Below are 21,481 nucleotides of genomic sequence, written 5' to 3'. Positions count from 1 at the left end.
CCCAACCCCCGCCGCACGGACGAGCGTCGCGACCCGCAGACGGCCTCCGGCGCCGTCCTGCGCCTGGAGCGGATGCTGGCCGCCAAGGGCATCGACCCCGACCGGCCGCTGCCCGACACCGACCAGCCCTCCACGGCGCTGGAGCTCGCCGACCGCCGCATCCCGCCGCGCTACCGCCTCGCCGAAGCCGACCACCCGGAGGTCACCACCTGGGTCCAGCAGGTCACCCTGGCCTGCCGACCCGGCCCCGGCGGCACCCCGGGCATCGCCCAAGGGCCCTCGCTCCTGATCGCCGGACCCACCGGCTCGGGCAAGACCCACCAGGCGTACGGGGCGATCCGCAGCCTGCTGAAGGCCGGTGTGCGTCTGCGCTGGAACAAGCTCACCGCCACCGAGCTGTACGCCTCCCAGCGACCCCGCCAGGGCACCGACACCGAGCGGGAGATGCGCGAGCTGATGACCTGCTCGCTGCTGGTCCTCGACGACCTCGGCGCCGCCAAGGCGTCCGAGTGGACCGAGGAGCTCACCCTGCGGCTGGTCGACCACCGCTACGAGCACCTGCTCCCGACGATCTTCACCACCAACCTGGCGCCCGGCGACATCAAGAACGCCCTCGGCGACCGCACCGCCTCCCGCCTGGCGGAGATGTGCGAACGCGCCATCCTCACCGGCACCGACCGCCGCAGGCTACGCGCCGCCTGACCGGCGCCGGTGCGCCCTGGCCGGTGCGCCGACCTCCCCGAACTTCACCCCACCACCGCCTCGCCGCTTCGCCATACCCGCATGCGGCGAGGCCACCCCTGGAGCACCACCCTTGACCATCATCGCGATACCCCCTGCCCACACTCCGACCGTCCGGGTCACCCTCTGGGACCGCCTCGCCGTCACCCTGCTCGGCGTCCTCGGATTCGTCCTGTCCTACGACGCCCTGCGGCAGATGGCCGCCGCGACCCACGTCCGCGGCCCGCTCACCTACCTGTTCCCGATCATCATCGACGGCTTCATCGCCTACGGCGTGCGAGCCCTGCTCGTCCTGCGCGAGGCCCGCTGGCCCGCCCGCGCCTACGCCTGGACGCTCTTCGCCGGAGCGACCGCCACCAGCGTCTGGGCCAACGCCCTGCACGCCGTCCGCCTCAACCAACTGCCTACCACCGGCAGCGGGCTGAAGCTCACCGACACCGTCGTCGGCGCCCTGTCCACCCTTGCCCCGCTCGCCCTCGGCGGTGCCGTCCACCTCTACATCCTGATCGCCCGCCACGGCCACGACACCGCGACCGCTCCCCCTGAGCAGAACGCCCTTCCGCGCACCGGGACTTCTGCTGACCCGGTGACCGCCGCCCCTGAACCGGAGCTCCGGCCGGAACGAGCGCAGGACCGCAGCGACGAGAACGCGCTCCTGGCGCTCATGTCTGCCGCCGGACTTCTGCCCACCGAGTGGCGCGACGCGCTGCCCGACCCCGAACCGGCAGAAGCCGACGGCCAACCGGTCGATGACCCTGCCCGCCAGGCCGAAGCCGCCGAGGCGGAGAACAAGCCGATCGGGCGTCCGCCGGGCGCGCCGATGGAGCGACTGCTGGAGGTCGGCCGCGCGGCGGTCGCCGCCGAGGGCCGTCTCACCCGCGCGATCGTCGAACAGGCCGTGCGCGACGCCGGCCTTCCGCTCGGCAGTACCCGCCTCACCGAGCTGATGCGAAAGCTCCGCGAGGAGCAAGCCGACGAACAGAACTCTCCTCACCCCGAGGCCGACTGACCGGCCCTGGTGTCCAGCTGACCGGCCCGGTCGGTCAGCCGGACACCGACTTCTGCCGACCCACAGCCGCACTCGGCAGAAGGCCACCGCCGCCCGGTCACTGCACCCGGCCGGACTCGACTCGAACCGCGGACACCAGTCCCCTGCGGCGTTCGGTCCCGGGAAGGCCGCGCCTGACACATCCCCCATACCTGCGAATTCCGGCACAGCCAAACCGACAACCTCCCGGACACTGTCCACCCGCACATCCACCAGCCCGAATCGCCAGCCGCCATCGAGGAACGACACGCGTGAACCCCGTCCGACGAACCCTGCACAGCCTGCTCGGGAAGCCTGTAAGCTCCCAAGACCGCAACGGAGTTGACCACTCCCACGACAACAGCGGAGCAAGCGAGTGCGTCCGGCCCCCTGATCGGGGCCCGGACGCGGACGCCCCCGCCCAGGAGGGCACGGGCGAGGCGGTGTTGCCGAGCGCGAGGGCGCGCGCGGCAACACCGCAGGAGCACCGCGAGGGCGCGGCACTCCAGGAGAAGCCGACCCACCTCGTCGCCGCGTCCGCCGCCGCCGACGAGCTGCCGCCCGCCGCACCGCCCGCCCACACCGATCGTGCCGACGCGCGCAGTAAGCCCAAGCGTCGCCGCCGTGACGACGAGAACCCGAAGCACACGAAGGTCTCCCTTCGTGTCACCCCCGAAGAGAAGGCAGATATCGAGAGCCGGGCGAAGGCCGCGAAACTGTCCGTGGCGCACTACCTCGCGCGCAAGGTTTTCTCCGAGGATGGTTTCGGCCTCGGCGGACGGGACGCGAGCCTGGATGCGGCGGTCGACGAACTCAGGGCGACCCGCCGCCAGCACGCCGGCGCGATGAGCAACCTCAACCAGCTCGGCCGCGACTACAACTCCGGCATCGACCTTCAGCCTGCTGCGGTCCAGGACGCCGCGACCGCCGTCCACCGTGCCTTCGAGGCGGGACTGCGGCTCCTCGACCGAGTCGACTCCGCCGCGTCGGGGCTGGCGAAGGCGAAGCGCGGTTGATCAGCAAGGCCGTCCGCGGCAAGGACACCCTCGGCGCGCTCCGCTACTTGTTCGGTCCCGGCAAGGCGAACGAGCACACCGACCCTCACCTTGTCGCTTCCTGGGACGGCTTCGTCCCCGATCCTGGCCGACACCCGTCCGCCACCCTCGAACAGCTCAGGGACGCCCTCGACCTCCACGTCGTCCAGTACGGAAGGAAGATCGACAAGCACGTCTACCACCGCATGATCCGCGCCGACCCGGACGACCGCATCCTCGGCGACGAGGACTGGGCCGCCATCGCCCGCCGTGTCATTGCCGCCGCCGGCATTGCCCCGGACGGCGACGAGGACGCCTGCCGGTGGGTTGCCGTGCGCCACGCCGACAACCACATCCACATCCTCGCCACCGTCGTGCGGGCCGACCTCACCCAGGCCCGCCTGCGCGGCGACCAGTACCGCGTCGAAGCCGAACTCACCAAGATCGAACGCGAGTACAAGCTCAAGGACCTCTCCGACACCCGCACCCGCGAGTACCGGGACGCGATCCCCAAGCGCGCCAAGGGCTCCGAACTGCGCAAGGCCCAGCGCCTCGGCCGGGAAGGCACCGACCGCGACCGCCTGCGCACCGCCGTACGCCAGGCCCTGGCCGGGGCCGCGGACGAGGAGGAGTTCACCGCCCGGCTCGCTGCCAAGGGCGTGCTCCTCGCCGTGCGCCGCGCGCCCTCCGGCGACGTGACCGGCTACAAGTTCGCCCTCCCCACCGGCGACGAGAGCGGACCGATCTGGTTCTCCGGCAGCAAGCTCGCCTCCGACCTCACCCAGCCGAAGATCCAGGCACGCTTCGCCCTCGGCGTCGACGAACCCGCCTTCCCCACGCCCGACCCCCGCACCTGGCCCGCGGACGGCCGCCACCGGGCCAGCACCACCATCGAACGCACCTACCCGGCCTTCGACGACGACCAGGACACCGCCCGCGCGGAGGCGGTGATCCGAGGCGGCCTCGAAGTCCTCGACACGCTCGCCGCCACCAGCCCGACCCTCAGCAGGAAGGAACTCCACCAGGCCGCACGGGCCCTGGAGTACACCCGCACCGCCCATATCCGCGCCGCCGGCGCCGACCTGCGCGCGATGCGCTCCGCCGCCCGCGAACTCCTCCACGCCGGGCCCGCCACCGGCCGGGGCGAGGACGGCACGGCCGCCGCCACGGCCCTGACCAGCCTCGTCCTGCTCGCCATCGTGATCGCCAAGTGGCACGCCGCCCAAGGCCACCGCCACCAGGCCGATGCCGCCCGCACGGCGGCCGACCACCTGCGCGCCGCCTACACCCGGCACGCGGCCAAGCCGATCGCCCACCTCACCCTCGAAGGCCGACTCCTCCCCAAGCCCGACCACGACCGGCAGGCCGACGCCGTCCGCCGCACCCTGCCCGCCGACCAGGCCACCCGCCTCCTCGCCGAGGAGAACTGGGCAGCCCTCGCCGCCACCCTCGCCCAGGCCGAGGCCGCCGGCCACAACCCGACCACCCTGCTCACCAACGCCGCCGGGCGCCGCGAACTCGCCACCGCCGACTCACCCGCCGCCGTCCTCACCTGGCGCATCCGCCGCGACGCCAACCTCCCCGCCCCCGCGTCGGCCGCCACCCCCGACGAACTGCGCACCAGGGCAGCCCGCGCCCGCACGACCAGCCGCACCACCGGCACACCGGCTACCCCGGTCATCACACCGCCGACGCCGGTCGCCCCCGACCAGGTGCGCCGAACGCGCTGACCACCCAGGTGGGCGGGTACGGAGCCTCCGCACCCGCCCACCACCCCCCCAATCCCGCCCAGCACGGACGTCACCCGCCAGCCGCTGGCGAAGGCAGGACCAGCCAACGAAGCGGACCGCCGCGAGGAATCCGGCGTGGCCGGAGCGCCACAACTACCCTGCAGCAAGGTGACGGTGTCGATTCGATGTCCTTCGCGCTGGGAGGGATCCATTCCGGCAGCGTACGTCGTATGGTCCCTTGCTGCCCCGCTGCCAACCCGAAGGGACCGTATGACCGACTACGACCACGACTTCTACAACCCCGCCCCCGAACCCGCGCGTGCCGTCATCCGCGCCGTCCCATACCCCGCCGAGCTCAACCCGCGCGGCATCACCATCACCTGCACCGGCTGCGGCGCCCGCCGCGACTGGCTCCTCCTCGCCGTCCACGACCAGATCTTCGTCCGCTGCCGCTGCGCCCACGAATGGCGCGAGCCCGACCTCACCCGCGCCGACTTCGACGAGCACTACACCGAACCCGAGCACGAGTGGGACGACTTCGACACCGCCATGAGAGCCCTCGCCTTCGACGGTCTCCTCGCCGGAACGACCTGGAACCTGGACTGAGGTTCACGCCGCACCCGCCACTGTTCACCTCCGACGGTTGTCGGGCCCAGACGAGCGAGGACAGCGCGGCAGACGGGCGGCGCTTCGACTACCGGCGGAGGTCGACCTGGATGACGGCGTGGCGGCCGTTGGTACGCCACGCCGTCCCGGCGCTGTCGAGCTGAGCGACGACGGCAGCATCCACGCCGACGATCACGTCCGACTTCAGCGTCCGCAGGGCCGTGACGGCTGAGGGGAAGTGGCTGGCCACCTCGGCGAACCCAGTGGTGGGCGGCCACAGCTGATCGCCCACCAGCCGCCGGTAGTTGAGGTCGCCCTTGAGGATCGTCATCGCTGCGCCGACGAACTCGGACCGGAGGTCGGCGGGCATGTCGTGGAACGGCAGCGGCGCGCAGAAGAACGGGTGCGTGCGGATCACGAGCGCGCCGCTGTTCATCGCTCGCCACAGCCGTTCGCCGATCGTCGCGGCAGCCGCAGTGGTGGCGGTGCGCAGGCGCTCGACGGTGGCGAGGACATCGGCCATCGTCGCGTCCGACACGTAGTACGGCTGCGGCTTCACGTACACGACGACCTGCGCCGCCAGGCCGGAAGCCAGGAGGTGGTCGACCAGCACCAGGTCCGGCAGGAGCTCCCGGCCGGCGTTGTCCGCGATGATGCAGACACGCCCGCATTCGGCCCGCTCCAGCTCGGCCCAGAGCGACTCGCTGTCGTCGGCCACCAGGTCGGACGCGATCGACCCTCCGGCCTCCGCCGTGATCTGGAAGCTCAGGTCGGCGCGGTTGCCCCAGAGCGCCGAGGAGAGAAGCGCGGCGGCCCGCTTGTCGGTGAAGTCCGAGGGCAGGTCGCCGAGGGCCGCCAGCTCGGCGTCGACGGCCGGGCCGGCGAGTTCGGCGTCCTTGAACGGTGCGAATGGGTCGATGCCCTGCCAAACCCCGGGCCGGAAGTAGCCGGTGGCTTCGAGCAGCCTGCGGTAGAAGTAGCTCTCGGCCCACAGGAACGGCACATCGCCCCACGGCCGTCCGAACAGGCTCTCACCCCACTGCAGCCACTGCTGGTGATCGTGGGCGCTGATGCTGAGCGGCTGCAGCACGCCGTCGATGCTCTCGGCGAGGAGCTCCTCGATCGCGGCTCGCTCGCCTGGCCCGTACGGCAGTGCGTCGAGCACCTGCTGGACGAGCTTCGGGTGCCGCTCGTGGAAGACGTCCCGGGCGAACGAGCCGGGGGTGCCGCTCAGGATCACGGGTGCGCTGGGCATGCTCAGATTCGTCCTTCTCCTCGGCTGTCGGCGGGTTCCGCCACATGATCCACGGTCTGCCCGTGATGGAGCTGCAGCGACGCCGGGCCGGCCGCGCTCCCGACGAGCACGCGACCCGTACCGGGGTCGGCGGCGGCGCAGTTCAGCGTCGCGTCGACACGTACCTCGGCGAGCTGGTGCTGGCGGCCGAGCGACCAGGCCCGCACAGTTCCGTCAGCGGCGGCCGACAGCAGCCGGTCGGGATCGTCGCCGAAGGCCATCATGAGGACCCGGCCGACGTGTCCGGACAGGTGTGCGGTGAACTGGCCGGTCCGGACGTCGCGGACGTGGATCTCCCCGGTGCCGGAGCCCACCGCGAGGTGGGCGCCCGTGGCATCGACAGCGATCGACCGCGCCCACCCTCCGGGGTTCACGAACCGGCTGAGGTGGCGGCCCGTGCGCGAGTCCCAGAGGTGTACGGAGCCGTCGCCGCCGCTGGCCGCGAGCAGGTGCCCCTCGGCATCGAACGCCAGCGACCGCACGCGGCCGGCATGGGCCTGCTGCTCCCACACAAGCGCTCCGGAGGGGAGGTCCCAGCACCGGATGTGCCCGTCACCGGTGCTGGCGGCGAGCCGGGTGCCGGACCGGGCCACCGCGACGCTCCAGCTCCGGGTGACGTCGCCGTTGAGCCGCAGTGCCCAGCTCTCGTCGTCGAGGGACCAGACGTGGACGGAGCCGTCCCCGCAGGCCGCCGCGACGTACCTGCCACCGGTGGCCACCGACCACACCCGGCCCGCGCTGCCCAGCAGTTCTCGGTGCAACGCGGCGGTGGGCAGGTCCAGGAGTTCGACGTGGCCGTCACCGTGGCCGACGGCGCCGAGGCCACCGTCGGACGTGATGTGGGTGGACCAGACCGTGTTCGAGCCTTCGGCCACGGTGTGGAGCCCGTCGGGTTCCGACTTCGTCCACAGCCGCAGGGCGCCGTCCTCGCAGCCGGCGACGACCGTTCCGTCGGCCGCGCAGGCCAGTGCCCGGACCCAGTCGACGCCCGGCGGCATCCGCACCTCGCCGACCGGGCCGCCGGCGTCGAATGCCCGGATGACGGCGTCCTCGGTGGCGGCGAGGAGGAGGTCCGACTGGCCGTCGAGGACCACCGAGCGGACACGCGCGGGAAGGCCGTCCACCCGCCGGACCTGGTTGAGCCTGCCGCCGCTGGTGTCCCAGAGGACCACGGAGCGGTCACCCGAGCCCGAGGCGAGGAGCCCGCCGGTGCGGGAGAAGGCCACCGACCGGACCCAGTCCCGGTGACCCGCCTTCTCGTCGAGGAGCGCGCCGGTCGCCAGGTCGTAGAGGCGAACGAACTCGTCCTCACCCGCTGCGGCCACGACCCGCGCAGCGGCGTCGACGGAGACCGTCCACAGCGGCGTTCCGCAGGTCGCCATCGAGTGACTGAGGCTCAGTTCCTCGACGTTCCAGACCCGCACGTTCCCGTCTTCGGCCGCCGACAGGAGGTACCGGCCGTCCGGGGTGAAGCTGAGGCAGCGGACCCGGCGATCGTGACCGGCGAGGACTCCGAGAGCTCTTCCAGTGCGGGGGCTCCAGAGGCGGATCAGGCCGTCCTCGCCCGCCGAGGCCAGCAGCGCGCCGTCATGCGTCAGGGCGGTGGCGAACACCCAGCCGGTGTGGGCGTGGAAGGCGTGGACCAGGGTGCGCGAGGCGAGGTCCCAAACCCGGACAGCGCCGTCCTCGCCGCCGGAGACGATGAGGCCCGCAGCGGTCGCGACCGAGACGACAGCGCCCACGTGGCCGTGCCCCACTGCGGCGGCCCGGGCCCAGGATGCCTGGAAGCCGCCTGCATCGGCGGTCTCCGTGGTGCTGCCGGACGGCAGGTCGCCCGCCCGCACGAGGGCGAGGGTCAGCGTCGATGCCATGTCCTGCGGCGTCCGGAGCCCGTGCAGCAGGTATCCGGCTCCGGTCAGCGTGCCCGCCCGGTGCCAGTCCCGGTGCCGGGGATGGGAGTCGGCCCGGAAGGGTTCGACGGCCCCGAGGACAATGGCGTCGGCCGCCAGGGACTGGCTGCCGATCGTGGCCGCCTTGCGCGCGACGTACGAGGTGGACGACAGCAGGTCCACCAGCTCGTCATCGAGTCCGGCCTCGTGCAGGTGGTACGGCAGTTGCTGCCACATGTAAGGGTGGGCCGCCGGCAGCTGCGACCAGTCCGCCGCACCGGCATCGCGGTAGGAATCGATCAACGAGGCGTGCAGGGCTTCCCACTGACTGCCCACCATGTGCTTCAGGTAGGAGCGGAACACGTCGTGCAGGACCACCGCGTCCCGGTCGGCCAGATACGCGCTGATCAGCGAGCGGTCGGCCAGGATCCGGCAGAACTGGCGGACGGCGCTGGCCGACCAGCCGTGGGTCGTACCCCACCAGTGGGTGAGCACGCTCAAGGGCACCGGCAGCGTGGCGGGGAAGACCGCCAGCGAGAGGTAGCGCTCGCGCAGCGACGAACCCCCGGTGATCCTCACGCCCTCGTCGAGACTACGCAGACTGGCGGTGATGGCGTGGCCGATCGCGTTGGAACGCTGGTCCGCGTCCCAGACGTCGAACGCCTGCGGTCCGTGGGCGTGCAGTGCCTGCCTGGCCTCGGAGACGGCCCGTTCGGCCGAGGCTCCGGCGTCCAGGTCGGAGGAGACGTTGGAGCCGACCACGGTGGCCAGTAGCGGCCACCCACCGCACAGGGCCGCCAGCCGGTCGGCGGCCGGCCGGGTCAAGCGGGAGACGGATCGGGTCAGCAGCTCGCTGATCTCCGGAGCCGACATCGGGCCGAGCCGCAGAACCTGCGCCGTCGACGGGCAGGTGCGGATGTTCCTCGTGGTCACGAGGCGGGTGCAGGACGGAGCGCCAAAGAGAAACGGGGCCAGATCCGCCGCTGACCAGACGTTGTCGATGACGAGCAGCACCCGCCTGTCCTGCAGCACGCGGGCCAGGTGGAAGCCGGCCTGCTCGGGGTCGGTGAGTGCGGGGCGGGTTCCGTCGACGTGCACGCATAGATCGGAGATCAGCTCCACGACGCGGGCGGCGGTGCAGCCTTCTCCCGTCTCCACCCAGAGGATCTCGGGGAACGTCTCCCGGACGCCGGGGTCCTCGCACACCTGAGTGACCAGGGTCGTCTTGCCGAAGCCGCCGGGTCCGCACACCGCCAGTACGGGGCTCCTGCCGGATGCGTTCGCCTCGGCCAGCAGGGAGATGACGCTGTCGAAGTCTTCGGATCTGTGTACCAAGCCGGGCTCCGGAGGTGGCGCTAGGACGTAACTTCCCGCAGTGGTCGCTCGATGACGGACGTGCCCGTCGAGGAGCTGTCGGAAGCGGTCCACAGCGTCGGGGTCCGCCCGGTCGAGGACTGTGTCGAGCAGTGCCTGCGAGTCGGTCACGGGGAACAGGTGCTCCCCGCCGGCCTCCCACTTGGAGACCGTCCGATCGCTGACACCGAGGTGGGCTGCGAAGCCGCGGACGGTCATCCGTAATGCCTCACGGAGAGCCTTGGCCTCACGACCTGACCAACGCTGCACCGTGCCCACTCGACCCCCCGCAATCGGTACTGACGACGCTAGCAGCCTATTCCGAGGCGTCCCGAGTCGTACGGCCAATGGTTCAGCACGGGTTCAGCACGAGTACCACAGCCGCGACGAGTGGTGATCGACTCGCACTCCGGTGCCGCCCGACTCGGTTCGGTGCCGGTTCCACGGCGGTGCGACGCGCGGACCTACACCGGAACGGGCTCCGGCGGGCAGGCTTTCAATAGCTCCTCAACCTCCGGGCTTCGGCCGGCAGAGCCGTTGGAGAAGCCCCCACTTGGTAATTCGATCACCGGCCTCGGCCCATCGCCGTCGCCGGTGACGGAAGGGAACTGATGGACAGCACCCTGACCCGCCCGGAACAGAGCCCGATCGTCGCTGCGACGCCTGCCGGATGGCGGCCCACCGCCGTGATCCTGGACCTCTTCGGAACTCTGGTTCCGGCCCCGGACGATCGCGAGCGCAGCCATGCCGCGCGGAGGATCGCCGCCGAACTGCACGTGCCGGACCACATCGCCGACCAAGTGCTCGGCGGCAGTTGGCAGGCTCGGCACGACGGCACCCTGAGCACGCCCACCGAGATCGCCGCGCATCTCGCCGAACAGTGCGGGGCACCGGCTGAGTACGTCCCCCAGGTGGAGTCGGTACTCCGACAGCTGGCGCCCCGACGGTTGCGTGCCGAGCCGTCAGTGCTGGAGAGCCTCCACACGCTGCGGCGGGCCGGCATCCGGCTGGCGCTGCTGAGTGACGCGGCCCCCGACATCGCCGAAGCGTGGCACCACTCCGAACTCTCCGAACAGTTCGACGTGGCGCTGTTCAGCTGCCGCGAGGGCGCAGTAAAGCCCACCCGGCACCTGTACACGCGGGTCGCCGAGCGCCTCGGGAGCTCTGCGGATTCGGTGCTGTACTGCGGCGACGGTGGCGGCAACGAACTGCTCGGGGCCCTGCGCTGCGGAATGCGGGCGGTGCGGGTGGAACGGCGGGGCGGCACGGACACGCTGGCATTCGGCGACCAGGGACAGCCCTGGCCGGGCGTCACGCTCCGGTCCGTCGAGACCCTGCCGACCTGGTTGGGCGTCACGGACTCGAACCGGCAGGAAGTCCGGTGACCGGCGTTGGCACGCTCGTCTGGGAAGCCCAGCCCGGGGAGGCGGACGGTCCGCTACGCCTCGCACCTGTGCGCCGCGCCGCACTGCCGGCAGACGCAGGGACGACGGACGTCCGGGTGCGCTTCTCGGCACTGTGCGGGAGCGACACCAGCAAGCTCTGCTCGGACTCCTGGGGCGGACCGATCCCCGAAGGGTGGGTGCCCGGCCACGAGGTCGTCGGCATCGACGACACCACCGGGAACTGGGTCGCGGTCAATCCGCTGGTCGGGTGCGATGCATGTGCCGAGTGCGTCCTGGGCCGCATCCACCTGTGCCCCAGCCTGCGGCGCATCGGCTGGGACCTGCCCGGCGGCCTGGCCGAGTCCGTTCGCGTTCCCGTGCGGAACGCCGTGCCGCTGCCCGCTGGAGCACCTGATCCGGTTGTGTTCGTCCTCGCCGACCCGGTGGCGGTCGCCCTGCACGGCGTGCGGTGCGGCCTGCAAGCACCACCCTCCAGTGGCACGAGCCGCCTCGGGGTCATCGGTGCCGGCACCCTGGGCATCTGCACCGCAGTCGTTGCGGCCCAAGCCGGATGGGACGTCCTCCTCACCACTCGCAGGCCGGAGCATGAAGCGCGCCTCCGGGCCCTGCTGGCGGGCACCTCCGTCACCGTCTGCCCGACTCCAGGTCTCCCCGCAGGCGCGTGCGACGCGGTGGTCGACGCGGCTTCTGGGCACTCGCCCGCGCCGCTGCTCCAGGCGCTCGAGGCGGTACGGGACGGCGGCACGGTCCTCGTCCAGAACGCCTACGCCCCGCAGGTGCAGCTGCCCACCCCGGTGCGCGAGGTGTTCCGACGCTCACTCACCGTCCGGGGCTCGTACTCCTACTGCCGCGCGAACGACCGCGACGACTTCCGGGATGCGCTCCAACTGCTCGACCAGGACGCGGGCAGCGCATGGGCCACGGCCCTCATCTCCACCCGCTACCCGCTCGCCTGGCTGCCCGACGCCCTGAACGCGCTCCGCCCCGACGTTGCGCGCCGACCGCTGAAAGTACTGCTCACTTCCCGTAGCTGACTTCGCCCTAGGAGTTCCGCAATGCACTCGCCCCCCGTCCCGATCCCCGACCTCGTGCACCTGGTCAACTCACCCGAAGACATCTCCCCGGCTGAGGTCCACAACGGTCTGCTGCACCTGCTCGGGCTGCCCGCCGGCCCGCCCCGTGACGTGATGCTCGGCAGCGTGCTGACCGCCCTGCTCCTGCGCGGACCGCGCTCGGCCGAGGTGGAAGCCGCGATCCGGGCCGCCCGCACGCTCGACCACAGCGCGTGGGAGCCCCTGATGCCGCCGTCGGGGATGCGGCTGGTCGGCTACACCGGCAGCGGGAAGAAGACGTACAAGACGATCAACATCAGCTCGGCCGCCGCGCTGGTCGCCGCGGCGGGCGGCGCGCACATCGCAAAGCTCGGTTCGCGCAGCGCCTCCTCCAAGACCGGTTCCCGGGACTTCATGGACGTGGTGGGTGCGCGGTGCGAGCATCTCTCGCCACAAGCCATGGTGGACATCGCGGGGGAGTGCGGCTTCGGGTTCTTCTCCATCGAGCACCGGGTGCCGGAGTTCGACCAACGCTACGGCCGCCGATTCCAGGCCGTGCACGCCCTGAGCTTGGGCTTCCCCGCCCTGCTGAGCCCGGTGGCCTGCCACGGCTTCGTCTACGGCCTGTCCCACCCGGCCGTCCAGGTGTCCGCGCGACTGCTGCACCGACTCGGCCTCGGTGACGTCACCGTGGTCAACTCCTCCCCCGTGCCCGGCAGTCAGGTCGACGAGCTGATTCCCGGCGGTACCGTCCGCGTCTGCCGCCTGACCGCTGGCCAGGAAGACCTGGATTTCGCACGCGCCATCGGCGAGGCCAGCGGTGTCGTGGGCCCGGTCGGTGGCCTCGGCGCCCTGGCACAGCGCGCCGATCCGCGCGCCAACGTCGCCGCCATCGTGCATCTCCTCGCCGGCCGCGCCCCGGCTGTGGCCCGTCGCACCGTCGCCCTGAACGCGGCCGTGCTGATGGTGACCGCCGGCGCCGTCCCTACCTTGCCGGCAGGGCTGGCCACCGCACTCGCCGTCCTGGACGACGGCGCCGCCCTGGACACCCTTCGCCGTTTCGTGTTCCTCACGAGCGGTGCCCCACGCACGGTCGACGCCCTCTTACGACTGCCCTCGGACCACCGTCCGGCCTCCGACAGGGAGACGACCGCATGCTGACCCACGAAGAACTCGCCATCGTGCACCTGGTCCTCAACACCGACTGCAACGCCTGGGACCTGCCGAAGACAACCGGCTCCCCAGGTGTGTGCCGCTTCTGCTACCGCGAACGCAACCGGGTGCACACCGACGAGGCCACCGTCCGCCGCGTCATCGACCGCGTCCGTGCCGAGTCGGAGGCGCGGAGGATCGTCTTCACCGGCGGCGACCCCGTCATGCCGTACGACAACCACCTGGAGCCCGCGCTCCAGCACGCCCAGGCCGCCGGCTTCGAGACCAACCTGCACACCAACGGCCTGCTGCTCGCCGACCGCTACGCCGGACTACGCGACCACGTCACCCTCTACTCCCTGGCCGTGGACGGCCCCGACGAGCAGAGCGCCGACTGGTTCCGCGGCGACGGCTACTTCACCACCTTCCGGGCCAACACCGCCCTGCTCGCGGCTGACCGGCGGCGCCTCGCCTTCAACACCTTCACCACCGCCGTTTCGCTGGCCGCCCTCCCCAGCCTCGCCGAGATCATCACCGGTCTGGCCGCCCGCACTCCGGTCGAGTACTGGCTGATCTCCCAGTACCGCCCGATCGGCCGCGCGAACTCCCGCAAGGCCGACCTCTACGCCTACGACCGCGAGGCGTTCACCGAGGCGGTCGCACACGTCCGCGACCTGCTGTCCGGCACCGGCATCCAGGTGTACGACCAGCCGACCCGCGCTGCGGAGGACCCCTATCCCTTCCGGGTCTGGGTCCTGGCCGACGGCACTGTCACCGCCGATCTCGGCAGCGTCGCCGCGCCCCGCAACACCGTCCTCGGCAACCTCCTCACCGACGGCTTCGAGCCCCTCGTCCGCCGGGCCTTCGCATCGCGCTCCACCAACACCTCCACCGCGACCTCCTCGGAGAAGGAAGTGACCACGCCGTGAAGTTCGACTCCGCGTACTACGACGACGTCATCGCCCGCCACAACTACGAGCGCATCGCTCCCGAGAGCACCGCTGCCGCCAGCGGCAGCGCCACCCCGGAGGCCGACGCCGAATCCGCCCTCGGCGCCATCGACTTCCCGCTCGCCGACCTGAGCCCGAACGACCTGCGCACCAAGTGGATGTGCCACACCGGAGCCCGGGACTTCGCAACCGCCGTCGCCGACGGCAAGCCCGCCACCGTGACCACCGGCGTCGGCCTCGGCGGCCCGCCGCACGCCGGCACCGTCTTCCAGCTCCTGCGCGCCGTCACGCTCCAGCAGCACGGCCTGCACGTCCAGATCGTGCTCGGCGACCTCGACTCCTACAACGCCCGCCGCACCCCGCTGGCCGAGGTCCGCCGACTGGCCGACCAGTACGAGGAGTTCGTCCGCCGACTCGGCTTCGACGAGCAGCGCGGAGTCCTGCGTCGCCAGGAGGGCAACGCCGACGTCCTGGCCACGGCCTTCCTGCTCTCCCGCCACCTGGACGATGCCGACTTCACCTGGGCCGAGGAGGACCTCTCCGGCCTCTACCGCAACCACGGTGTCTTCGACCACCTCACCTACGGCATGAAGCAGGCCACCCTCCTCATGGCCGCCGACTTCGTCCACCTGCTCGCCCAGGACCGCCACGTCCTGGTCTCCCTCGGCGTCGACGAGCACAAGTACGTGGCACTCGCCCGGCGTGGAGCCGAACGCTGGGGTCTGCCCGCCGCCGACCGCCTCTCCGGCATCTACACCAAGATGATCCCCGGCTTCGGCGGCCTGCCCAAGATGAGCAAGAGCATCCCCGGCTCCGGCATCACCGCCGCCATGCCGGCCGACGACATCCGCGCCCTGCTCGCAGCCGACACCGACTCCGGGCCGGACGACGACACCTCCGCTCTGCTCCAGATGTTCGCCTGCCTGCCCGAGACCGGCGGCCACGCCTACGACCTGGCCGCCGAAGCACGCCGCACCGGCGGCCACCGCTGGCGCGAACTCCGCGAAGAGCTCACCGAGCGCCTGGTCGGCATCTTCTCGCTCTGGCCCCAGCTGTGACACGACCGAAGGAGTTCATTGTGCCTACGACTCCCGCGCTGCCCCCGGCGCCGTACCCCGTCCTCTCCCATCAGCCCCTCGGAGACGCCACCACCCACCACATCCGGGCCGGCTACCGACACCGGACCACCGTGGAGTACTTCACCGACACCACCGACGACGACGTCACCTGGCAGCCCGACGTCTACCCGTACGCCGCCACCCTCGCCGAGCACTCCGGTCTCGACACCCTCATCGACCTCGGCTGTGGCCGCGCCGGCAAGCTCGCCGCCCTGGCCTCCGAACGCCCCGACTGGATGTACATCGGCGTCGACTTCGGCGACAACCTCACCTGGTGCCGCGAGAACCACGCCTTCGGCCAGTGGATCGACGCCGATCTGGAGAAGACCGAATATCTCCCCCTCGCTCCCGATCTCCTGCGACGCTCCGTCGTCGTCTGCTCCGACGTCATCGAACACCTCCTCGACCCGCTCCCGCTCCTTGCGCTCACCCGGAACCTCCTGTCGGACGGCGCCTCCGTCGCCGTGTTCTCCACCCCCGCCCGCGAGTTCCGCAGTGGCTACGACGCCCCCGGGCCGCCCCGCAATCCCAGCCACGTCCGCGAATGGGCCGGCGACGAGTTCCAGGCCCTCCTGCGCGCCCGCGGCTTCGAGATCCACTACGCCGGCGTCACCCGGAGCGACGACGCCTCCCACGGCCTGTCCACCCAGCTCGTCACCGTCGGCCTGCCCGAGGTCCGCCGATGACCATCGCTTCCCCGACCTCCGGCCTTCGGGTCGTCCACCTGCCCGCTCGCACCCCCTACGCCCGCAAGCTCGACGGCTCCGGCATCCGCGCCCTGAACACCGCCCCCGAGCCCACCGAGATCCGCCCCGGCCTCGTCGTCCCCGCCGACGTCACCGCTTCCTGGATCCTCGACCACACCCCGCTGGACTGGCTCGACGTCCTCCACCTCCACCACATCGACCTCGAAACCCCCGCCGTCCTGGAGCGCCTCCTCGACGCCTGCGCCACCGCCGGCGTCCGCGTGGTCTTCACCGCCCACGACACCCGCCCCATGTTCGGCGGCGACAGCGACGGGGCCGACGCCTTCATCACGCGCCTGCGCCTGCTCCTCGCCGCCGACGTCCCCTGGATCTGCCTCACCGAAGGCTCTCGCGCCGACCTCGCCGCCCTGCTGGGCACCGAGCCTCCCGCCACGGTCATCCCGCACGGTTACGTCGTACCGCCCGACACCCTCCGCCACCGCGAACGCCTCTCCGGCACCGGCGTCCGCACCCTCCTCTACGGGGCCACCCGCGCCAACCGCGACCAGATCTCACCCGTCGTCAACTGGTCACTTGCCACCAGCGACCCCGCCCACACCCTGCACCTTCTCCTGCGCGCCGCCAGCCCCGCCGACTTCACCCGCGCCACCCCCAACTCGCTCCCCGTGATCCTGGACACCGCCCGCCACGACCCCCGCATCCGGATCACGATGCGCCCATACCCCACCGACGCCGACGTCCTTGACGCCGCGCTCGCCAGCGACCTGCTACTGCTCCCCTACCTCTGGGGCACCCACTCCGGCCAGCTGGAACTCGCCTTCGACCTCGGCCTCACCCCGGTCTGTGCCCGCGTCGGCCATCTCCCCGAACAACACCACCTCCACCAGCGGCACGACCAGGCCGTCCCCGAACCCGAATGGTTCGACTGGACCACCGGCCACCCCAACCTCTTCGGCGAACGCTTCCTGACCGCCCTGGAGTCCGCGACAGCCCGCACGGCCGGCACCCCGCGCCGCCTCGACCACGACTTCCTCGACTACCGCGCCCAGGAGCACAAGGACATCGTCACCGCCCACCTCGCGCTCTACGAAGGCGGTCACCGATGACGAACGCCCCGCTGCCCCGGATCTCCTGCGTGATCCTCTGCCACAACTACGGCCGCTACCTCGACCGTGCCATCACCAGTTGCCTGGAGCAGGAGCCCGGTAACTACACCCTCCACGAGATCCTCGTCATCGACGACGGCTCCACCGACGACACCCCCGAGATCTGCCGCCGCCACCAGGACCACGTCCGCATCGTGCGCCGCCCCCAACGAGGGTTCGCCCAGACCCTCACCGACGCCGTGCTCCTCGCCGAGGGCGACTGGATCGCCCCACTCGACGCCGACGACTGGTTCCACCCCGCCAAACTCCGCACCTGCGCCGACGCCATAGCCCCCGACCGCCTCCTGATCGACCACTGGGAGACCGTCGTCGGCGTCGACGGCCGCCCCCTGCTGCCCGAGCCCCACCCCGGCGGCAACACCAGCACCCTCCTCGTCCACCGTGACGCCGCTCGCAGCCTCCTCCCCGTGACGAACGAGATCCACTTCCACGCGCTGCGCGAGGCCGGCCACGGGCACACCCTCACCGAGCCGCTGGTGAACTACCGGCTCCACCCGGCGAGCATGACCGACCGGACCCTCAACGGCTCCTCCCAGCACTACCGCGCCGACGTCTGCGTGGACCTCGCCGACCGCCTCATCGCCCTGACGGCCAGCCCACCCACCTGGGCCACCGCCGCCGCACTGCGCCGCATCTCCCGCCGCTACCGCGCCCGCGCCGCCGGGCACCGCGTGGAAGCCCACCTTCAGCAGGGCCAGCGCCTCCGCACCCTGCGCCCGCTCGTTGCGATGCTTCACCACTCCCTCCGCAGCCGGGCACCGCTCTCGGCATGGCTACGCAGTCTCTGGAGCGTCGCCCGTGACCGCCCACTCGCCCCGCCGCCGCCGACCTCAACTACCGCTCCGGCCTCGGCGGTTCTCCATATCGCCACCGAGGCGCACGGTAACTAAATGAATGCGATTCCGGATACGCCGGTGCTAAAATCACGTGCTTCTCCCATGCCCGCTGGCCACGCCAGCCAACAGATCCAGGAGCGTAACGACGCCATGAGCCGTCTCAGCGAGTCCGTAGTCCGCGCCATGGAGATCCTCAAGGGGTCGGACCTGGCCGCGGACTATACGGTCGCCCGGCTCTTGGAAGAGACCTATCGCCGCCGCTCGCTGGACCTGTCCGACCTCTCGCCGGCCGAGCAGGCTGCGCTGGTCGAGGGCCGTGCGATCAACGTCATCCCGTCCGCATCCGGGCTCGCGGAGAAGATCACCGCTGCCCAGGCGGAGGGGCGGTCGCTCGTGGTCAAGTACGGGATCGACCCGACGTCCCCGGACGTGCACCTGGGCCACTCGGTGCCGATCATCATCGCGTCTCGGTTCCAGCGCATGGGGCACCACGTCGTCTTCATCATCGGTGACGTCACGGCCAAGATCGGTGACCCGTCCGGCCGTTCCTCGGAACGGCCGCCGCTGACCGACGCCGACATCGCCCACAACCTCAGCGGCTACCAGCAGCAGGTCACTCCGTTCATCGACTTCACGCGTGCGGACCTGCGCTTCAACGGCGAGTGGCTGAACAAGGTCAGCCTGCCCGAGTTGGTGGGCATCCTGGCCCATGTCCCGGTCTCGATGACGCTCCAGCGCGACGACTTCCGCAACCGCCTCGCTGCGGGTGACGGCCTGTCAGTCGCCGAGTTCGTGTACTCCGTCGTGATGGCCCTGGACTCCGTGGCCATCACCGCGGACGTCGAACTCGGCGGCGTGGACCAGCTCCTGAACCTCCAGATGTGCCGCAAGGTCATGGAGATCCGCGAGCAGACCCCCGAGATCATCATCACCACCCCGCTCATCGAGGGCACCGACGGCACCGGCGCCAAGATGAGCAAGTCCAAGGGCAACTACGTCGGGCTCTCGTCCTCCCCGGACGAGATCTTCGGCCGTGTGATGTCCATCCCGGACCACCTCATCGAGCCCTACCTCAAGCAGCTCACCGAGTGGACCGACGAGGAGATCACGACCGTCACTGGCCGGGTAGCGGACGGCACCGCGCACCCCATGGCCGTCAAGCGCATCCTGGCCGGCGAGGTCACCGCAGCCCTGCACGGCCTGAAGGCTGCCGAGGCCGCCCGTGCCGAGTTCACCGCCCGCTTCTCCAAGCGGACCTTCGGCGAGGCGCAGAACCTCCCGGCCGTCTCGTTCCAGGAGCACGCCGAGACCCCGCTGGTCACCCTGCTGACTCAGGTCCTGGGCTTCGCCGCCAGCAACTCGGCCGCCCGCCGAGTCGCTGCTCAGAACGGCCTTCGCTTGATCGCCGAGGGCGTCGACGGCGAGCAGCACACCACCCAGCTCGACGAGGGCAGCACCCAGCAGGCGCTGTCCGCGCTCGTCGGCGAAGCCGAACTCACCGGCGAGGCGACCTTCTACCTCAAGGCAGGCCGGAAGATCGCCCGTATCGACGTCTGACCAGTGTGTGGGGTGGTGGGGCCTAACCGGCCCCACCACCCCACACACTGTCGAGTCGAGCTTCAGGCGGCGGCAGTCAGCAGCTTGCGGACGTGCTCCACCGCCTGGGCTACCGGCACCAGTTGCGTCTCGCCGGTGGCCCGGGTGGTGACCTCGACGGTCCCCTCGGCGAGGCCGCGGGCGCCGACCGTGATCCGGTACGGGATGCCGACCAGCTCGACGTCACTGAACTTCACCCCGGGCCGCTCGTTGCGGTCGTCCAGCAGCACGTCCACCCGTTCGGCCCGCAGCTGCCGGTACAGGTCTTCGGCGGCCTCGGCCACCGTCGCGTCGGTGACCCCCAGGGCCACCACCGCGACTTCGAACGGTGCCACAGAGACCGGCCAGACGATGCCCTTCTCGTCGTGGTGCGTCTCCACGATCGACGCCATCGCCCGCTCGACGCCGATGCCGTAGCTGCCCATGGTCGGGACGACCCGGTCGCCGTCGGGGCCGAGCACGGTGACGCCGAGGGTCTCGGTGTACTTGCGGCCGAGCTTGAAGATGTGGCCGACCTCGATGGTGACCACCACTTCCAGGGGCTCGCCGCAGGCGGGGCAGGGCTCGCCGGAGACGACCTCGCGCAGGTCCGCCCACCGCTGCACCGCGATGTCCCTCTCCACCGACAGGCCCCGCAGGTGGACGCCGTCGGTGTTGGCGCCGGTGGTCATGTCGGTGCGCCCGCGCAGGGCCTCGTCCGCGAGGATCGGCAGGCCGGTGACGCCGACCGCCCCGAGGCTGCCGGGCGAGGCGCCCAGCGCGGCCTGGATCTCCTCGGCGGTCGCCGGCCGCACGGCGGTGGCGGCCAGGGTGTCGATGAGCTTCTGCTCGACCAGGCTGTGGTCGCCGCGCAGCAGGACCAGGGTCAGCTGGTCGTCGACCACGTACACCAGCGTCTTGATCTGCCGTTCGGCCGGGACGCAGTGCAGGCGCGCCAGCTCGTCGATCGTGCGGGCGTCGGGGGTGTCGAACCGCTCGGGCATGTCCAGGCCGGGGCCGTCCGTCACGGCGGCCAGGGCGGAGGTGGCCTTCTCGGTGTTGGCGGCGTAGCCGCAGCCGAGGCAGCGGACCACCAGGTCCTCGCCGGCGTCGGAGGGGCTCATGAACTCCACCGACGCGCTGCCGCCCATGCTCCCGCTGGACGCCTGCACCGCAATGGCCGGCAGACCGAGCCGCTCGAAGATCCGCTCGTACGCGCCCCGGTGCAGGTCGAACGAGTGGTCCAGGCCCTCGTCGGCCGCGTCGAAGCTGTACGAGTCCTTCATGGTGAACTCGCGCACCCGCAGCAGGCCGCTCTTGGGCCGCGCCTCGTCGCGGAACTTGGTCTGGAACTGGTACCAGAGCTGTGGCAGGTCCCGGTACGAGCGCAACTCCTGGGACAGGACGGTGAAGATCTCCTCGTGGGTCATGCCGAGGGCCATGTCCGCGCCCTTGCGGTCCTTGAGCCGGAACATCTCCTCACCCATCACCTCCCAGCGACCAGTCCTCTGCCAGACCTCCGCCGGGTGCATGGCCGGCAGGACGAACTCCTGCGCGCCGATCGCGGTCATCTCCTCGCGGATGACGTCCACGATCTTGGCGCGGACGCGCACGGCCAGCGGCAGCAGGGAGTAGTGGCCGGCCATGAGCTGCCGGACGAACCCTCCTCTCACCAGCAGGCGGTGACTCACCGCATCCGCGTCCGCCGGGTCCTCCCGGAGAGTGGGCACGTACAGCTGGGACCAACGCATAGGACCGGAGACCGTCCTCTCGGTGAAGCTGCGGAGTGTCGCGGCGGCGCTCGCGCCGACATCACGACGGGCCACGGATCCTAGTGGCGGAGCC

At 71.3% G+C, this 21,481-nt stretch carries 17 protein-coding genes; 14 read left to right on the top strand and 3 right to left on the bottom strand.

What is annotated here, in order from left to right; all coding sequences use genetic code 11:
• Window positions 1-72 precede the first annotated feature (72 nt).
• The 5 genes from C7C46_RS19150 to C7C46_RS19130 all read left to right on the top strand — a co-directional run bounded on the left by C7C46_RS19150 (window position 73) and on the right by C7C46_RS19130 (window position 5,138).
• Complete coding sequence (locus C7C46_RS19150; RefSeq protein WP_110671092.1) at window positions 73-702, top strand: ATP-binding protein; 630 nt, start codon at window positions 73-75, stop codon at window positions 700-702.
• Between the two features lie 112 nt (window positions 703-814).
• Window positions 815-1,750: a DUF2637 domain-containing protein gene (locus C7C46_RS19145; RefSeq protein WP_245984526.1), complete on the top strand. Its 936-nt coding sequence runs from the start codon at window positions 815-817 to the stop codon at window positions 1,748-1,750.
• A 461-nt stretch (window positions 1,751-2,211) separates the two neighbouring features.
• Window positions 2,212-2,784: a plasmid mobilization protein gene (locus C7C46_RS19140; protein ID WP_110671077.1), complete on the top strand. Its 573-nt coding sequence runs from the start codon at window positions 2,212-2,214 to the stop codon at window positions 2,782-2,784.
• Window positions 2,781-4,532, top strand: coding sequence for a relaxase/mobilization nuclease domain-containing protein (locus tag C7C46_RS37360; protein WP_110671076.1), 1,752 nt, complete (start codon window positions 2,781-2,783; stop codon window positions 4,530-4,532). The genes C7C46_RS19140 and C7C46_RS37360 overlap by 4 nt, the downstream gene beginning before the upstream one ends.
• A gap of 270 nt (window positions 4,533-4,802) precedes the next feature.
• Window positions 4,803-5,138, top strand: a complete 336-nt coding sequence (locus C7C46_RS19130; protein WP_110671075.1) for a hypothetical protein — start codon at window positions 4,803-4,805, stop codon at window positions 5,136-5,138.
• 88 nt (window positions 5,139-5,226) lie between these two features.
• Here the strand turns inward: C7C46_RS19130 and C7C46_RS19125 are convergent, their stop codons facing one another.
• Both C7C46_RS19125 and C7C46_RS19120 read right to left on the bottom strand, forming a co-directional pair.
• Entirely contained in the window at window positions 5,227-6,393 is a 1,167-nt protein-coding gene (locus C7C46_RS19125; RefSeq protein ID WP_110671074.1) for a damage-control phosphatase ARMT1 family protein, read from the bottom strand.
• A gap of 2 nt (window positions 6,394-6,395) precedes the next feature.
• Window positions 6,396-9,893, bottom strand: coding sequence for a WD40 domain-containing protein (locus tag C7C46_RS19120; RefSeq protein ID WP_245984524.1), 3,498 nt, complete (start codon window positions 9,891-9,893; stop codon window positions 6,396-6,398).
• A gap of 392 nt (window positions 9,894-10,285) precedes the next feature.
• On the opposite strand from C7C46_RS19120, the gene C7C46_RS19115 reads away from it, so the two are divergent.
• From C7C46_RS19115 to tyrS, 9 genes are all read left to right on the top strand, one after another.
• Window positions 10,286-11,059 carry an HAD family hydrolase gene (locus C7C46_RS19115; protein WP_110671072.1) on the top strand — a complete coding sequence of 258 codons (774 nt, stop codon included), beginning with the start codon at window positions 10,286-10,288 and terminating at the stop codon, window positions 11,057-11,059.
• Window positions 11,056-12,114 (top strand): zinc-dependent alcohol dehydrogenase, encoded by a 1,059-nt coding sequence (locus C7C46_RS19110; protein WP_181442419.1) that lies wholly within the window; start codon window positions 11,056-11,058, stop codon window positions 12,112-12,114. Before C7C46_RS19115 ends, C7C46_RS19110 begins: the two co-directional genes overlap by 4 nt.
• A gap of 54 nt (window positions 12,115-12,168) precedes the next feature.
• Entirely contained in the window at window positions 12,169-13,293 is a 1,125-nt protein-coding gene (locus tag C7C46_RS19105) for a hypothetical protein (protein WP_146259137.1), read from the top strand.
• Window positions 13,287-14,213, top strand: coding sequence for a radical SAM protein (locus tag C7C46_RS19100; protein WP_110671070.1), 927 nt, complete (start codon window positions 13,287-13,289; stop codon window positions 14,211-14,213). Before C7C46_RS19105 ends, C7C46_RS19100 begins: the two co-directional genes overlap by 7 nt.
• Window positions 14,210-15,292 carry a nucleotidyl transferase family protein gene (locus tag C7C46_RS19095; protein ID WP_110671069.1) on the top strand — a complete coding sequence of 361 codons (1,083 nt, stop codon included), beginning with the start codon at window positions 14,210-14,212 and terminating at the stop codon, window positions 15,290-15,292. The genes C7C46_RS19100 and C7C46_RS19095 overlap by 4 nt, the downstream gene beginning before the upstream one ends.
• Before the next feature lie 20 nt (window positions 15,293-15,312).
• Window positions 15,313-16,038, top strand: a complete 726-nt coding sequence (locus C7C46_RS19090) for a methyltransferase domain-containing protein (protein ID WP_245984522.1) — start codon at window positions 15,313-15,315, stop codon at window positions 16,036-16,038.
• Window positions 16,035-17,165, top strand: coding sequence for a hypothetical protein (locus tag C7C46_RS19085; RefSeq protein WP_110671068.1), 1,131 nt, complete (start codon window positions 16,035-16,037; stop codon window positions 17,163-17,165). Before C7C46_RS19090 ends, C7C46_RS19085 begins: the two co-directional genes overlap by 4 nt.
• A complete protein-coding gene (locus C7C46_RS19080) occupies window positions 17,162-18,115 on the top strand; it encodes a glycosyltransferase family 2 protein (RefSeq protein WP_110671067.1) in 954 nt (317 codons plus the stop codon). The genes C7C46_RS19085 and C7C46_RS19080 overlap by 4 nt, the downstream gene beginning before the upstream one ends.
• A gap of 96 nt (window positions 18,116-18,211) precedes the next feature.
• Window positions 18,212-19,618: a tyrosine--tRNA ligase gene (tyrS, locus tag C7C46_RS19075; protein WP_110671066.1), complete on the top strand. Its 1,407-nt coding sequence runs from the start codon at window positions 18,212-18,214 to the stop codon at window positions 19,616-19,618.
• Between the two features lie 62 nt (window positions 19,619-19,680).
• On the opposite strand, the gene C7C46_RS19070 is transcribed toward tyrS, so the two are convergent.
• A complete protein-coding gene (locus C7C46_RS19070; protein WP_110671065.1) occupies window positions 19,681-21,387 on the bottom strand; it encodes a proline--tRNA ligase in 1,707 nt (568 codons plus the stop codon).
• Window positions 21,388-21,481 lie beyond the last annotated feature (94 nt).

The organism is Streptomyces tateyamensis, from assembly GCF_003205575.1.
GTDB classification, from domain to species: Bacteria; Actinomycetota; Actinomycetes; order Streptomycetales; family Streptomycetaceae; genus Kitasatospora; species Kitasatospora tateyamensis.
The sequence above is the reverse complement of the archived record's forward strand: the minus strand, read 5'-3'. Positions and strand labels throughout refer to the sequence as shown.